Source organism: Phyllobacterium sp. UNC302MFCol5.2 (assembly GCF_000686005.1).
GTDB lineage: Bacteria > Pseudomonadota > Alphaproteobacteria > Rhizobiales > Rhizobiaceae > Phyllobacterium > Phyllobacterium pellucidum.
This window is the reverse complement of record NZ_JMLL01000013.1, coordinates 1-14,368: the sequence shown is the minus strand read 5'-3', so window position 1 is coordinate 14,368 and position 14,368 is coordinate 1. Positions and strand designations below refer to the sequence as shown.

The 14,368-nt window shown below is 54.2% G+C and carries 18 protein-coding genes, 2 tRNA genes and 1 pseudogene; 14 read left to right on the top strand and 7 right to left on the bottom strand.

Annotation, left to right across the window (positions count from 1 at the left end):
- Window positions 1-40: 40 nt before the first annotated feature.
- Together BR48_RS0116745 and BR48_RS0116740 are read left to right on the top strand one after the other, a co-directional pair.
- Entirely contained in the window at window positions 41-388 is a 348-nt protein-coding gene (locus tag BR48_RS0116745; protein WP_027232363.1) for a hypothetical protein, read from the top strand.
- A gap of 87 nt (window positions 389-475) precedes the next feature.
- Window positions 476-856: a DUF305 domain-containing protein gene (locus tag BR48_RS0116740; RefSeq protein WP_036814785.1), complete on the top strand. Its 381-nt coding sequence runs from the start codon at window positions 476-478 to the stop codon at window positions 854-856.
- Between the two features lie 61 nt (window positions 857-917).
- Here BR48_RS0116740 and BR48_RS0116735 read toward each other — a convergent pair whose 3' ends face one another.
- Window positions 918-1,256, bottom strand: coding sequence for a hypothetical protein (locus BR48_RS0116735; RefSeq protein ID WP_027232361.1), 339 nt, complete (start codon window positions 1,254-1,256; stop codon window positions 918-920).
- A 396-nt stretch (window positions 1,257-1,652) separates the two neighbouring features.
- Between BR48_RS0116735 and BR48_RS0116730 the strand changes: the two genes are divergently transcribed.
- The 5 genes from BR48_RS0116730 (at window position 1,653) to BR48_RS0116710 (ending at window position 4,850) form a co-directional block, all read left to right on the top strand.
- The gene (locus tag BR48_RS0116730; protein ID WP_081815925.1) at window positions 1,653-2,486 is read left to right on the top strand and encodes an FkbM family methyltransferase; all 834 of its coding nucleotides are present in this window, start codon (window positions 1,653-1,655) and stop codon (window positions 2,484-2,486) included.
- Window positions 2,487-2,670: 184 nt separating this feature from the next.
- Complete coding sequence (locus BR48_RS24835) at window positions 2,671-2,997, top strand: hypothetical protein (protein WP_051615116.1); 327 nt, start codon at window positions 2,671-2,673, stop codon at window positions 2,995-2,997.
- 170 nt (window positions 2,998-3,167) lie between these two features.
- A complete protein-coding gene (locus BR48_RS0116720; protein ID WP_027232359.1) occupies window positions 3,168-3,653 on the top strand; it encodes a hypothetical protein in 486 nt (161 codons plus the stop codon).
- A gap of 219 nt (window positions 3,654-3,872) precedes the next feature.
- On the top strand, window positions 3,873-4,049 hold the full coding sequence (locus BR48_RS26310) for a hypothetical protein (RefSeq protein ID WP_153667724.1): 177 nt from the start codon (window positions 3,873-3,875) through the stop codon (window positions 4,047-4,049).
- Between the two features lie 618 nt (window positions 4,050-4,667).
- Window positions 4,668-4,850 (top strand): hypothetical protein, encoded by a 183-nt coding sequence (locus BR48_RS0116710; RefSeq protein ID WP_027232358.1) that lies wholly within the window; start codon window positions 4,668-4,670, stop codon window positions 4,848-4,850.
- Between the two features lie 12 nt (window positions 4,851-4,862).
- Here BR48_RS0116710 and BR48_RS0116705 read toward each other — a convergent pair whose 3' ends face one another.
- The gene (locus BR48_RS0116705; protein ID WP_027232357.1) at window positions 4,863-5,849 is read right to left on the bottom strand and encodes an MlaD family protein; all 987 of its coding nucleotides are present in this window, start codon (window positions 5,847-5,849) and stop codon (window positions 4,863-4,865) included.
- A gap of 264 nt (window positions 5,850-6,113) precedes the next feature.
- On the opposite strand from BR48_RS0116705, the gene BR48_RS0116700 reads away from it, so the two are divergent.
- From BR48_RS0116700 to BR48_RS26715, 4 genes and pseudogenes are all read left to right on the top strand, one after another.
- A complete protein-coding gene (locus BR48_RS0116700; RefSeq protein ID WP_027232356.1) occupies window positions 6,114-7,013 on the top strand; it encodes a LysR family transcriptional regulator in 900 nt (299 codons plus the stop codon).
- 173 nt (window positions 7,014-7,186) lie between these two features.
- Window positions 7,187-7,606, top strand: coding sequence for a hypothetical protein (locus BR48_RS0116695; RefSeq protein WP_027232355.1), 420 nt, complete (start codon window positions 7,187-7,189; stop codon window positions 7,604-7,606).
- Between the two features lie 79 nt (window positions 7,607-7,685).
- Window positions 7,686-8,144, top strand: a complete 459-nt coding sequence (locus BR48_RS25555) for a hypothetical protein (RefSeq protein WP_051615114.1) — start codon at window positions 7,686-7,688, stop codon at window positions 8,142-8,144.
- A gap of 12 nt (window positions 8,145-8,156) precedes the next feature.
- A pseudogene (locus BR48_RS26715) lies at window positions 8,157-8,408 on the top strand (tripartite tricarboxylate transporter substrate-binding protein); the annotation flags it as partial.
- Window positions 8,409-8,413: 5 nt separating this feature from the next.
- On the opposite strand, the gene BR48_RS24825 reads toward BR48_RS26715, so the two are convergent.
- The 4 genes from BR48_RS24825 to BR48_RS0116665 form a co-directional block, all read right to left on the bottom strand.
- Window positions 8,414-9,793: a glycoside hydrolase family 99-like domain-containing protein gene (locus tag BR48_RS24825; protein ID WP_051615111.1), complete on the bottom strand. Its 1,380-nt coding sequence runs from the start codon at window positions 9,791-9,793 to the stop codon at window positions 8,414-8,416.
- A 38-nt stretch (window positions 9,794-9,831) separates the two neighbouring features.
- A tRNA-Arg gene (locus BR48_RS0116675) sits at window positions 9,832-9,908 on the bottom strand.
- A 50-nt stretch (window positions 9,909-9,958) separates the two neighbouring features.
- Window positions 9,959-10,264: an ETC complex I subunit gene (locus tag BR48_RS0116670; protein WP_027232353.1), complete on the bottom strand. Its 306-nt coding sequence runs from the start codon at window positions 10,262-10,264 to the stop codon at window positions 9,959-9,961.
- A gap of 74 nt (window positions 10,265-10,338) precedes the next feature.
- Window positions 10,339-10,415: transfer RNA gene (locus BR48_RS0116665), tRNA-Pro, on the bottom strand.
- Window positions 10,416-10,594: 179 nt separating this feature from the next.
- On the opposite strand from BR48_RS0116665, the gene BR48_RS0116660 reads away from it, so the two are divergent.
- From BR48_RS0116660 to BR48_RS26305, 3 genes are all read left to right on the top strand, one after another.
- Window positions 10,595-10,954 (top strand): hypothetical protein, encoded by a 360-nt coding sequence (locus tag BR48_RS0116660; RefSeq protein WP_027232352.1) that lies wholly within the window; start codon window positions 10,595-10,597, stop codon window positions 10,952-10,954.
- Between the two features lie 747 nt (window positions 10,955-11,701).
- Window positions 11,702-12,019, top strand: coding sequence for a hypothetical protein (locus tag BR48_RS0116650; protein WP_027232350.1), 318 nt, complete (start codon window positions 11,702-11,704; stop codon window positions 12,017-12,019).
- Between the two features lie 204 nt (window positions 12,020-12,223).
- Window positions 12,224-12,760 carry a hypothetical protein gene (locus BR48_RS26305; protein WP_139217602.1) on the top strand — a complete coding sequence of 179 codons (537 nt, stop codon included), beginning with the start codon at window positions 12,224-12,226 and terminating at the stop codon, window positions 12,758-12,760.
- 1,264 nt (window positions 12,761-14,024) lie between these two features.
- Here BR48_RS26305 and BR48_RS0116640 read toward each other — a convergent pair.
- A complete protein-coding gene (locus BR48_RS0116640) occupies window positions 14,025-14,255 on the bottom strand; it encodes a hypothetical protein (RefSeq protein ID WP_027232348.1) in 231 nt (76 codons plus the stop codon).
- Window positions 14,256-14,368 lie beyond the last annotated feature (113 nt).

The window sequence follows — 14,368 nt, the reverse complement described above, 5'->3', positions numbered from 1 at the left end:
GTGATTTCAGTTCATGCGGTGTTCTTGTTAGAACGACCGGATGAAACGCTTCGCTGCGATCTTCGCGCTGATAACTGCGCTTTGCATTGGGTGGGTGCCGGTATTCGCCGCACCCGGACGGCTCGCCGCGGAAATCGGGACGCAGCACCACGGTTTGGAGACGCCAGCGGCCCGGCACATCGATCACCAGCGCAACTGTGATGGGCAAAACCATTGCGCGCAGGACCCGGCGCCCCATCTTGCCGCCTGCGCCGCCTGTATCGGCGTTCCAGCAACGGCACTCATGGTGTTAGTTGCCGCAAAGCCTCGAATCGTCATTCCACGCGACCGGCAACTGCCGCTCGTCAACGGCATACCCGCGCCCCTGCCACGTCCCCCCAAGCTCTGATCGTAAACATTTTTCGCAATTGACGCGCAGGTGAGCCGGGCCAAAGCCTCGCGCATGATTTCTGCTGGCCCAAGGAAAGTTACAACAATGAACAGAGTATATACGACAGCGCTGGTTCTCGGCATGGCCTCCGCTACGCCCGTTATCGCCCAGGACCACAATACGCACGGGAAGATGCAGCATGAGATGTCCGCAAAGCCCGCCGGCGATCAGAGTGCCCCGTCGAAAGCCTTTGCCGCGGCCAATGCCAAAATGCACGAGGATATGGCGATCGAGTTCACGGGAAAGGCCGACGAGGATTTCGTGCGGGGAATGATCGCGCACCACCAGGGTGCAATAGACATGGCGAAGATTGAACTCGAATACGGGAAGGATGCGGAAATCCGTAAACTCGCTGGCGAGATCATCGCGGCACAGGAGGCGGAAATCAAACAGATGAAAAGCTGGCTGGCCAAAAACGGCGGCTGACGCTTCAAAAAAAATCACCCGCCGGCGAGACCGGCGGGTGACCACATTCTTTGACTTGAAACTAGATACGCATCTCATAGCTCGCGGCGCGCTTTTGCAAGCACAGTTGCCAGAGACTATAGGCGGCATCGGCATAGGTCGAAGTGCCCACCTTGAATTCAGCTGAACGCAACGGCAATAGATCTTCAATGACGTCCAATGTGCGTGCCGGAAGAATGTCCGTGCAAGTCCACAGGCGGCGGAACACGGTACTGATCGCGACCCGCTTCTCGTTAACGTCAATTACCGGTTCATCAGTGCCGAGTTCCCAGTCCTCAAGTGCATCGATCGCGTCTTGGAAGGCGTTTTGCAATATGATCGGCGCGTGGCCGTCGTGAAGTGGGTGCAGCAAACCAGGCATTCCTGTCTCCTCACTCTTTGGGTTGCACGACCGGGGGCTCCCGGAAGTAGAATCATAAGGGCGGAACGACGGTTTCAGCAAGCGCAAACTGCGATACCATACTAAATTACTAGGCATATCGGATTAAATCCAGATTTCCCGACAGTTTTAACCTTCTTTTCTTATCTATTGTATAAGGGAAAGCTCGCATGTTATTGATCAAAAACATTTCCGCCATTTGCCCAATTTAACACGCGCCCCCCCGCTGGGCCGTGAACGGCGAAATGAGAACCCCGTTTCCGGCCAGGAATCACTGCCCGAATTGATCAATTAGAACCATTTGACGATGGAACCGAACTTAAGTAAGAATTTGATCATTGCTTTTTTCTTTTTTAGATTTTTTCGGATTTAAAGGTCATGTATTTCGATGAATACGTGGAGCTGATATCCACATCTATTTTTACTTTCCAGAGAAAGAAACCTCGCCTCGGCCCACTGACGGCGCTGCGGTTGTTTGCGGCCGAATTTCTTCGGTCGTCTGGCGGGCGCGGAATTGATAAACTACCGAGCGCTGTCCAGGCCGCCCTCGAAGTGCGGTGTCACGGCGACGTAGCCATGGTGTGCCGGATACTCGATGGAGTTGGCGCGTTGCGCCGCAATTCCACCGTGCTGGAACTCGGCGCCGGCCGCGGTGACACCACAAGCGAACTCGCCACGTGCGGTGCATTTACGCGTGTGCTGGCGGTTGAGCCGGAACCCGAAAATTTCCGTGCGCTCGTTCGAAAGCTTGCCGACAATAATCTCGATGGGGTTGTAGACAAGATTCCCTGCGCCGCCGGCATGATCGATGGCATGATCAATTTCCATGTTAACCGAACGGACAGCCTCACGAGCAGCGTCAGGCAAAAACATGCATCGGACATGCCGCTGCGGACCACGGTCAACACGGCCCAAACTATATTGGACGATGCACGTGTCCCCACAAACCAGTTGGGCCTCGTCTGGATCGACATTGAGGGTTACGAGACGATGGCGTGCCTTGGCCTTCTCCAGGTCATGCGGCAGAGCATCCCCATTTACGTGGTCATGTCACCAAATCCGGCCCAACCGGGCCAGACCGCAAGTTTTTTGCGCTTTCTTGCAACTCATTACCATCGCTGTGTTGTATTTGACGACGAAAGCGCGCGGATAACCACGATAATGGATATTCCGACCAATCGCGTCGGCCAGCGCGTTCTGATTGTCGACTGAGCTCGATCATGGTGCAGCCGCCTCGGCATCACCCCCGGCGGTTGCTGGTCGAGCGGTCGCCATTCAGTATGTCGCGCACTTCATGACGTCTGCGTTGCGCGAGATTTTGGACACCCATCTTGCCAAAACATCGCCATTAGCCCATTCATGTCCGCGCTGCTTCGCGATCGGGGATATTTGACTTATGACGATACGGCACCTTCAGGTGATCACCCTTACCGTAGTTCTTGCCGGTTGCGGCAACATCCAGGGCCAACTCGACAACGAGAAGATTTCGTCGCTGAACTACGATACGACAGACTGCGCGGCTCTGATCGCTCAGCGCAACCAGAAGATGGCCGAGGTCAGCCGCCTGACAAATGGCGCCGGCTACCAGGACCCCAATATCATCGTGGGTCTTGGGCCCTTCCTTCCCGACTATCGCACCAATAACCAGAAGCAGGCCGGGCCGCTGCAGGGCCAGGTCGATTCGATGACACGTTCGATCGACCGCAGGAAATGTGCCGGTTAACCTACCCCCTTACTGAAAAAGCAAGTCTCCTGCCAGCATCCACGCTTAAATATTGAGAGCTACACTCATATTTTTGAAGAAGACGCGTCCGATTTACTTTTGTTTGTAAAAATTGTTTCGTTGTGTGAAGTTGATTCCACGCCATACAATCACGAGTTGAGGGGACCATAATGATTCTGGGTATGACGCCATTTACCTTGTTCCACGTGATCTTGAGCCTTATTGGCATCGTGACAGGACTGGTCGTCCTGTCGGGCCTGCTCAAGTCGGAGAACTGGCCGGGCTGGACCTTTATCTTCCTGCTGACGACGGTCGCCACGAGCGTGACCGGATTTCTGTTCCCATTCAACGGCTTCACCCCGGCGATTGGCGTCGGGATTATCTCGATGGTATTTCTTATTCTGGCAATCGCCGCCCTCTATGCATTCCGCCTCGCGGGATCGTGGCGCTGGGTCTATGTGGTATGCGCGATCGTGTCGCTCTACCTCAACGTTTTCGTCCTTGTCGCGCAATCGTTTCAGAAGATCCCGGCCCTTAACGCACTCGCGCCCACGCAGTCGGAACCGCCATTCGCAATCAGCCAGGGGATCGTGCTTGTACTTTTCATCATCGCCGGGTTTCTTTCCCTGCGGCGGTTCCATCCGCTGCAAGCTTGAAAAATGCACTAAAAGAGCCGGTCTAGGCTGCTTGACCGGTATCCTATTCTTGTTTTTCACGGCATGTTGAATAACAAACGCAGAATGTGACTGCCGCCAACATTGATCTTAGTTGTATAAGCACGAAACTAGGCGTACACATATCGGCTTAGGCGATAATTAAGCTTTCAGCCTTCCGACCAACGGAAGGTAATTTGCTCTTCTCCAGGGAGTGACGAAATGGGCGACGTGACGCTTCATCTGCCCCATAATGCCAGTTGTGCGAGCCAACAAATTCTACAAAAAGTCCGCGAAGAGATGCCAAAGAAGCCCGCAAGCCCCAATAAGCTTTCGGATATTTTGAGGCGCGCCAAGGGTGGTTTCACTCATCGCAGGTTCAAACAGCACACGGCATGACGACAATGAAAATCTAAAATATTTGACCTGCCGGCTTGCTGGCAGGTTAAAATTGCGTGCTTCCCGCTAAGACGTGCTGGATTGCTTACGATGGGCGAGTGCGGGGCATTCGAAGCCCGCCACCCCAATCATTTCAATACACGTTTGTCTCTGCAACCATAGGGTCGTATGACTTCGGCGTTGACCCGTTGAAGTTGCAGCTCTGCCAGACCTTGCTATTATCGCCACGATTGTTATGTCGCCGGGCTCAACAGGCGCAGCCTTGACGCAATCGGTTGATGTTGCTCGTGCGCCCGGACTGGCCTAGCGGCGATACACTTTCGAACTAGTGCACATTTCCGCTTTTGATCTAACGACGTAGCCTGAATTGTTGAATTGTTTTCAACCTGCCACCATGGCTTGATGCGACCTGAGCCGCATTCATTAGTTGGCTCTAAGTCCTCTTAATCACTGTGTCACGGGCAGATGTGGGAGGCACCAATGGATGAGGAGGATGAACGGAAGGAACGAGAGGACTACGCGCCCTACCTCACTTCAATCTGGGGTTACCTCATCATCTTTCTGATCATTATACCAATAGTCTTGTATCTGGGCCGTCAGTTCGGAAGGTGAGTAGTTGTGCCGTTCATCGCGTTGAAGAAGAGGGCAAAGACCCCCGCAGCGAATATTCCAGCCACATTCGATGACAACACACGCTGCTTTGAAGGTGAATTCAAAGCCTATCTCTATTGGCCGCTCGCGGTCGTGCTGATTGCTATCGCTGCGACGAGTTATATCGCCGGAATGTATTACGCCTCGTGAGCGTGCCAGCGCTCAGCGCGGAGCCTCGAATTCCGGAACCTTGCTGTCCTCACCGAAAAACAGCTTCTTGGGATCATCTGCAAAATCCGAAACCGCCCTGTCGATGCTGTCGACCGATCGGCGGCTCGCCGAAATGAATTTCTGCACCTCCGGCAGCTTCGTGCCGGTGAAACTGCCGATGTTCTTCAAGATGGACGCCAATTGAGCATCCAGGGTTTTGGCCTGCTGTTGATAGGCTTCAAGCTTGGCGCGTGCGTCGCTGACGGCACTGCCTTTTTCATCTGACAATTCGCGATCGACCTTCGCCAGGGCATTGTCGATTTTCACGGAGGCTTCGTTGATGCGGGCGATCACGTCACGCGCATCATGCGTGATCTCATTGAGGCTTTTTGCACGCTCGCCATATTTATTGATCAGATCGGTACTGGCAGCCAACTTGTCTGTCGCCGCCTTGGCCTGGTTGATGCCTTCGACAAATGCCCCTCGGGTGTCCGCAATGTATTTCTCGGTCGCCGTCGTTGCCTTGTCGACGCGGTCAATCCAGTCCTGCGCGGTCTGAACCAGCGTTTTCAACGATGTCGGGTCAATGTCGACGCGCGCAACAGTATCCTCCTTTTCCGCCTCCTCCAGAAGCTTCGGCTCATAGGCCTTGCCGCCTTTCAACTCGATATAGGCGCGGCCTGCCAGCAATTCGAACGCTAGCGTCGCAACGGTCGAACGCGTAATCGGCGTTGTCGCATCGATGTCGGTCTGGACGATCACGGCGTCCGGATTGGTCGAATCGATATACAATCGACGCACCTGCCCGACCTTCAAGCCATTGAAATAGACCGGACTATTGGCAGCAAGGCCAGTCACGGATCCGGGAACCCTGATTTCTAGCGTAGCAGTCTCTCGCGTCTCTCCATAACGCCCGATCCAGTAAAAGAAGCCGAATGCGAGGAAACTCACCGCAAGCAAGAATATAGCTACAAGAAAATAGTTGGCCTTGGTTTCCATTGAAATTCCGGAATGAAGACAGGTTCAGAAAATTGATCTTCTCATTACCGCCTCATGTCGCGGCAAATCAATGGCGTTCAGCCTTAAAGCGTTCCAATGCATGCATTGATCGAGGTGTTGGTTGTGAGGAATGTCGAATTGGCCAAGTTTGGCAGCCATGTCGGGATCAGCAAGCCCGGCCCGGGGCTTCGGCAGGTATGGCGCTCGCTAAACGTTCGGATTAACTTGAATATTCAGGAAGGCATTTTCGGATATTATCGAACAATGATGAAGCTCGAGGGGATTGCAACCTTTGTTGCCGTGGCCGAAGCAGGCTCGATCAGTGAGGCCGCCCGCCGGCTGCGGCTATCAAAATCGATCGTCAGTGAAAGGCTTGCGGAGCTGGAGCGTCAGATCGGGGCTGTGCTCCTGCATCGCACAACGCGCAGTCTTGCCCTGACCGAGGATGGCGCAGCCTTCCTCGAGCGCGCGGCACGCATTACGCGTGAGGTGGAGGATGCGGCAGCCGACATGGCCGAGCGGCGCGGCCTGCTGGTGGGCCCGTTGCGCATTTCCGCACCCGTAACTTTCGGGCGCATGCATCTCGGCCCTGCCCTTTTCCCGTTTCTCAAAGCGCATCCCGATATCGAGCTTTTTCTCGATCTCGACGACCGCCGCGTCGACGTGGCGTCAGATGGTTACGATGCCGTCATACGCCACGGTTTAATTGCTGATTCCCGTCTCATCACCTGGCGCCTGGCGAGCAGCCAGCGCGTGCTCGTCGCATCGCCCGCTTATATCGAAAGGTATGGAACGCCGGATTCGATCGAATCGCTCGACCAGCACAAAGGTATTTTTTATGCAAACCGCGGCGTGGCCGATTGGAGTTTCCCAACGAACGGCACCGCGACGACGGTTCGTGGCCGGATCGGGCTTAGGGTCAACAATGGCGACACGATGCGCGACGCCGCCATTGCCGGGATCGGGATAGCAATGCTGCCGAGCTTCGTCGCCGGCGAAGCGATCAAGGCCGGGCAATTGCAGGTTATCGATATCGGCGTGGCGGCGGCGGCCGAACACATCTATATCGCCCATCCCGAAGGCCGCACGCCTTCGGCCAAGCTGAGGGCGCTTGCCGACCATCTGCGCAAGGCGTTCGGATTCCCGGCCTATTGGGACTGTTGAAACCATTCAGCCTGCGTTCAGCAGGTCGATCGTACAAAGATCACACAAGAAATAATGGGACCGAAGGTTCTTTGACTGGACGGCGAGCCGTTGCACTTCGCGCTGGAACTTTTTCCGGCGCGCAGTTGTTGAACAGTGATAGAATAACGGGTCCGTATGGGAGGTAGACTTCTATGTCCATCAGATATTTGACGCTGGCTGCAGCAGCGGGTCTCTCTGCGGTTTTTCTTTCGGGCTGCGTCGAGACGACAGGTCCTTATTACGGCGGCTATGGCGGATATGGCGGCTATTACGGGACGACCGTCTATAGCGGATTTTATGATGGCCCCGGTTATAACGGCTACCGCTATAGCCCTTACCGGAATGACCGCTACAGGTATGATCGCTACAGATACGATCGCTCCCGTTACGATCGCAATGGCAATGACGACCGCCGCCATTACAGCAACAGCGACAACAACCGCCCGAACGTCAACCCGCCATCAAATCCCCGTCCGTCCTCGAATAACGACGGCGGTTACGGGGACCAGAAGATCTACCTGCCGCGCGGCGGCGACGCCTATATGGGTGGGTCGGGACGGTCGCACCAATAAGGTCAGCGATGACGCAGCGCATCTCGCGACAATTGGCGGGATTGGTCCAAAAGCAGGAGGCGAAAACGGGGGAGCGATAATGTCCGATGCCTTGCTCGAGCGCTTGATCCCTTTTATCGGAGAGTGGCGCACGGACGCAACCATTGGCGGCAAGCCCATGGCCAGCGGTCATACCCGCTTTGAATGGCTGGCCAACAGGCAGTTCGTGATCCAGCGGGCCGACGCGGAGATGGCGCCGAGCCTTCCGCGTGAATGGACGGAAAACTCTCCGTTTCCTATCACGTCCATCATAGGGCTCGATGATGCGACCGGGCTTTTCACGATGCTTTACACCGATGCGCGGCACGTACACCGCGTCGTCAACATGACGGTGGCTGACGGCGTGTGGAAGCTTTGGCGCAGTTCCCCGGGTTTCTTTCAACGCTATGTCGGTACGTTCGACACCGGAGGAAACACGATCAAAGGTTCGTGGCAACGCTCGCAAGACGGCACGTACTGGGCGCACGACTTCGATCTAGTATATCGTAGGGTCGGGTAATTAACCGAAGTCGTGAACGTAGCAGGCGATTGCGATCCAAAGTCGTATACCTTCCACGCGCCAGCAGCGGCAGGTAGTTTCCCGGATCATGTGGTCACGCTGGTCGCGCCGTTTGCTGCGGGGGGTTCGACGGATGTTGTTGCCCGCGTGATCGCGGCCAAGATGTCCGGTCTGCTTGGCCAGCAGGTTATTGTCCACAACATGGACGGCGGCGACACCAGCCTTGGCGCGAGCTTCGTGGCACGCGCCGAGCCGGATGGCTACAAGGATCACGCATTGATCTTTTGGAATATTGTCTTGACCGTGCGGTGCAGCCAAGGCCATCTCACCAGTATGCCGGACAATTTCCGGGTGAACTGGCTGGGAGGCCGGTAGTCTGAAAGTTTCTCGGCAATCGTCCTGGCGTCGGTGGCAGGGTCTGAGTCCAGAAAGGCCTGGGTCAGAGTTTCGATCGCAGAGGAGCGCGCGGCCTCGATAGACTGTTCTGCTGCGTCATCACGCTTGTAGAAGGACGAGCCGCGCGTTTCTTCAAGATACGACAATCCCCACTTCTGGTCGGGCTCGAGATGACACCCCTCGCCCCACTCGTTCCAGGCATTGATGAAGATGAAATTGTCTTCGCCCGTGTCAAACTCGGTTCGCCTATAGGCCCGCAAATAGCGCAGCCATCTGCCATAGAGTGACGGGTTGGAATTTATTATTGTCGTTGCCGTGTTCTGGCGACGCGCTGTGTTGTCCCAGCTTGGAATAATTCCACGATAAAGCCGAAACGCGGGCACAGGCCGGTTGACGCTTTGGGCCACCATCTTGCGGTAGTCGACAAAGCGGCCGGAGAACTCCGGATTGGTCGTGACCGGTGACCGGTCGGGCCGGCTTTCCGAACCGATGAATTTGTGCGGCGGGAATTCGACCAGTGCATCGGCCCCGCACTCTTCAGGCGCCGAGATATCATAAAAATCCACCGCGGCAATGTGCAGGTCCGGAAACCCCTCCCGCTTCGCAAACTCGCGCCAGACGGCAAAACTCTTCTTCGGGTTTGGAATTTCCTTGGCGTGATAGACGACAAGCAGCGGTTTGCCGTCGATCTTGATATAGCGATCGTCCTTGAAGTAATCGATGAGGCTTGCGATGAAGGCCTCATCGTCGCCTTCGGCATATTTCTGTTCGAGAAGCACGCTCCTGGCGTCGCCGTCCCAGGTGCGGGTCCAGTTTTCGTTGGCCCAGCAGAGGCAAAACTTAATATCGATGTCCGATTTGAGAAAGTTTTCTGCGGGACGCTCAAGAATGCGTCGCCCGCTGAACCAGTAATGGTAAAAGCAGAAGCCGTGGATGCCATATTGACGCGCCAGAGCAGCCTGTTCCGCCAGGGGTTCCACATAGGACAGATCGTAGAAGCCGAGCTCGCGCGGGATATGCGGCTGGTAATGGCCGTCGAAATTGGGCCGGCCACGCGCAACGTTGGTCCACTCGGTAAAGCCCGGACCCCACCAAGCGGAGTTTTCCTTCACCCGATGAAACTGGGGCAGATAGAAGGCGATCAGCTTAGAAGTGTCTGTGGATTCTGGGACAGTGCGGCCGCTGTCTGAAACATCCCGGCCCACCGGATTGGCAGCAGATTCAGAACGCTCGGGCTCAAAAAGGCGGTTCATTGGCTACCTCGTCCTCGTGCTCGCCCGGGCACTAATTTTGGCGATCCCGGCTGGATTCGAACCAGCGACCGTCGGCTTAGAAGGCCGGTGCTCTATCCAGCTGAGCTACGGGACCGTTTGGTATCGGCGCGCCCATCCCGGCGGACAGGCGCAAAATTCAGTAAATCAATGCGTCCAGGGCTGCTTGCGGTCGAAGCGAAAGTTTTCCGAATAGGAGACGGCGCGGCGGCGCGTTTCCTTGGGTTCCAGTACCGTGAAAGCGATGCCGTTTTTTTGCGCGTAGGCAATCGCCTCTTCCTTGGTCTCGAAAGTCAGGCGAATCTGGCTCTTCATGTCGCGCGACGAGGTATAGCCCATCAACGGCTCAACCTTGCGGGGCTGTTCCGGCTCGTATTCGAGCGTCCAGGTGTCGGCTTTCGCCTTCCCTGACTGCATGGCTGTTTTTGCTGGACGATAAATGCGCGCTGCCATCGAAGAATCCCTTTGTCTGCAATGCCGATATATTACAGGCTTTTGCCGAACTCCAGCAGCAACTTCACTGAAAATGGTCGGAGCGGCAGGATTCGAACCTGCGACCCTCTGGTCCCAAACCAGATGCGCTACCAGACTGCGCTACGCTCCGTCCGTTCTTGGACGCTGGTTTCACTAGAGTTTTCGCCCTGAGAAGGCAAGAGCACAAAGCGACAAAAAGAACAAATATGGAAAATAAGGCATACGGTGGGACCTTACGGCACAAAAAGTCCCACCATAGTCCCACCGGATGTTCACTGGACGTTCCGCAAGGCGATGGTATGCTCGGTTATGCACATCACTTGGAAACGCAGGGTCATCGGTGGCGATGAGCTTCATCACGACTTCTGCGCCTACGTCGAGAACATCACGATCGCGCGCATCTTTCGCAACAGGGATTCGGACAACCTCAGTGTTTGGTCTGTAAACATGCAGATCGGAAATGCAGCCACCGATTCATGCCTGACCATGCGTGAGGCTATAGACTGGGTTGAGCATAGGTTCGCGCACTTCTTGACAACCGAGGCCGGCAAGCGTGATCCGCAGGAATGGCCGCATGACATTCTCAAGCAGTCCAATCCAGCAGCGTATCATCTCATGCTCGACTTGCTGGGAAACGGCAGGCTGCCCCGGATAGCGCCCAAGAAATAGCTATTGGCCGCTCATTTGGCCTATCACGCCCTACAAATACGTTCGCCCCGAGTTGAACCTGTCGCGAGCGCCAGTTCGCTTTCAGTCGCATACCCGGTTGTCTATCGTCGCACCGAATCGTGTCGTTACGCTCTTCACTCTTCACTGGTCGCCAGATGACGCGCTTCTTGTTGACGCGATCCCGGTTGTCTTCGTAGGGCAAATGAAAGTTCCGATACTCGCACTGGTCATGTCGGCGACATCGGCAAATGCGGCGGTCTATAGGAACAACGAGACAGCTGCGAGAAAGCAGACAGCTTTGCCGAGTGAGGAAGCGTAGAACGCTTTGAATTCCTGCAATATGATCGGCAGCCTGTGGTCGCGCATTCGCTTGAAGGTTATAAAAGGGTTGCGATCAAGGTCTCTCCTGCCGAAAGAATAGTACTGATCGGCCCAGAAGTCCCCACGCCTTGCGATTCTGCGCCACAAGCTAACGATTAAGATGAGGCTGCATATTGCGGTGATGGCATTTGCGATTAAGTGCAGTCCGTTCGGCATGCCACCCCCGTGTTGACAACTATGTAGAAGAGCACGACGACGGGGCAGGTTTCAATAGCGTTGCTTTTTATTTCGGGCCAGATTGACATCTGCGACCAACCAGAACATTTATAGAACACATTCGGCAGCGACGACCGTCCAACCACAATTTGAAACTCTTAAAACCCTGTTCGGGGATGGGCGAGCACGGGCATCTGAAAGGACGCCTCAATGAGCCGAAGTCGCGGCGCACTGACCAAGACAATGGTCGATCGCTACTATCCGCACCAGGTCATGCTGAAGAACGATGCGAAGATGCGAAAGCATCTCTGGGCCATCAGCGGCCAAGCTGTGCAGCTCGGCGCATCCGCCCTCGGCCATCACTTTTATTTCGATGAAGAAACCGCTCACTACAGCGTCTATTGTTTCTCGAGCCGTGCGAATGCCGAGGTGTTTCAGGCTGCCTGGTGCGCCGAATGGCTCACGCCAGAGGACCGCAAGAAGAGCCGTTGGCGTCCACGGAGTCGCGTCCCGCAACAGATTCGCTAGTAAGGGCGCTAGTCTGCTTGCCCCCTGCAGAGAATAACCTTGACGCCTCCCAGAGGGAGCTCAGATTTTTCTTTTGAGGAACTCAGAAAAAAGCTTGTATGAGGGAAAAGAGTTGGGGAAATCAAATGCTTCGAAACCTTTGCGCACTAGCGATTACGCTGGTCCTAAGCTCCGATGCTAGAGCTGCTCCAGGGGAGACATCCTATGAAATCTGCTTTGATTCCCGCACTCGCTTTAAGCTTGTTGGTCACTGCCGAGACCGCACGCGCGGGCGATCCGAACTATGATCCTGACTGCCATGATCTCCTGGCGGCCTATGACAAAACCAGGAACACCAGCCGCTATCAGGAGGTGATATATGTGCAGAGGCCCGGTAAGCCTCCTGAACAACATTCGGAAGAACGGTGGGATGGAATTAACAGGTATTGGAAAGTGGCAGGTGGTGCGTGGACAAGGCAATACCGGGATATGTTGCAATCCATGGTGAATAACGTTCCGCGGTTTTATGGTTGCCGGCGCCAGGCTGACGAAGACGTGGGCGGAACCGCTGCTATCACCATAACCGGTGATTGGCGCTACGAACCGAATTTCGCGATCGCAAAGGCCTGGATATCCAAGCAAAACGGTAAGCTCCTCAAAGTGGAGCGGACCTTCAACGTTGTGCGTGATTATGGTGTTGAATCGGGCGATACCGCAACCGAACATTTTACCTATGATAGAGATCAAAAGCCGCCAATGTGAAGGTTCGCCAGCAGCCCGATCCGAGTTTGTATATTCACGAGGCGGGGTTCCATCATGATGATGATTTGGCGGCGGAATAGTCTCCCTAGCGACAACAGGTGACGGACCGATGACAATTGAAAAGCAGTTAATCACAGCGTATGGAGAACACTTGAAGCCGATCTTTATCGGATTTCTAGTTATACCAATACTTCTTTTATGTGTAGGTGTGTACTTATCTTCTTATCCTGATATTGCATGTAAGTTCATTTCTGTTAGAGCAATTTTCTACATAGGGCCAATTAATTATATAAATCAAAACGAGATCATAACTTCAGATTATACGACTTATGAGAAATGTATGTTTTTTGCGATGTAATCTGTTCTTGGATTATTTGTGTGGATTCTCATATTATGGCAGTCAATTATGCTGATATTTAGAAAGGATACAATCATATATAATCCGTGGCCGACAAAATGGTTATTATTATGCATGCTGCTGTTTATTGTTATATTACTTTTGGGCGTCGGTAACAAGAATAGTTTATTCTCTATAACAACGCGTGATTCAATTTATATTTTAATTATTAAGACAACGTCGATAATACTAGGAGTTTACTTAACATTGGCACTCACTATTGAACGAATTGCACTTTATTACAGAAATACAACGAAATCACGGGGTGGAATATGAATTCAAGCGCGATTGCCGAGAGAGTAGACAAAGTCAATTTCCAATAACGACTGAACCACCAAGACTGGCCGGAGCCGGCGTCCAGACAAGGCGACTGTTCCCCCAATAAATAAATTTATTGATTCGGAATCCCGAAACGCCGCCCCTGTATAAGAAATTGCGCGACAAAGAGGATGGCGTAATCAAGGTAGTGCTGCATCCATAAAGACGATCGGGCGCTGAAAGAAAAGACCCCCCGAACGCCATGGCGGCACCGGGGGCGAATTTCATCATCTGATAAATCATTTCGGGTGCCACAATAGGCCAAAGCCGCCAACGAACATTTCGGCATGCTGACATACCTGATAAATGCTGCAATGAACGGAGCCCTTAGCCTCTGAGTGGAAGAACGTCCTCCCGATGCGGCGGGACAGCGTGGCTCGGACGGATAGTCTGATCTGTGAGGCCGCAATTATTGGACCGCTAATCGGGCCTCTCGCAGTCCACAAAGACAAACGGTGCCAACTCGAAGTTGAGCTGTCACGTTTGCGCCAGTTCATTAACACCGGGACCACAAAAGCCTCGCGGATCAATCGGGTAAAGGCCTCCTTTCTAACCTCCCACCTTCATCTTCAGCACTGCGCCCCTATATGCATCGGGAATACCGGCTTTGTGGTGAGCCTTAGCGAGTTTCTCGAGCCACGCGGAAATATCCGCCGGGATCGGCTCAAGCCCGTTGCCCCAAGCGTTCGTGAGAAAAATGTCGCATTCCAATGCCGCAGCAAGGTCGATCTGAGTCCAGCGCAAGAGTGAAAGGCATTCCTTAAATTGCTCGGGCGTCAAGAATTGCTCCTGTCGAATATGTGCGTTTCTCATAATGCACGCGGCCTTCATAAGCGTCACTAACCCGCCGGATCAGTCTTTCGTGGTATTTGCTTTGGCTGAAGCGACCATGA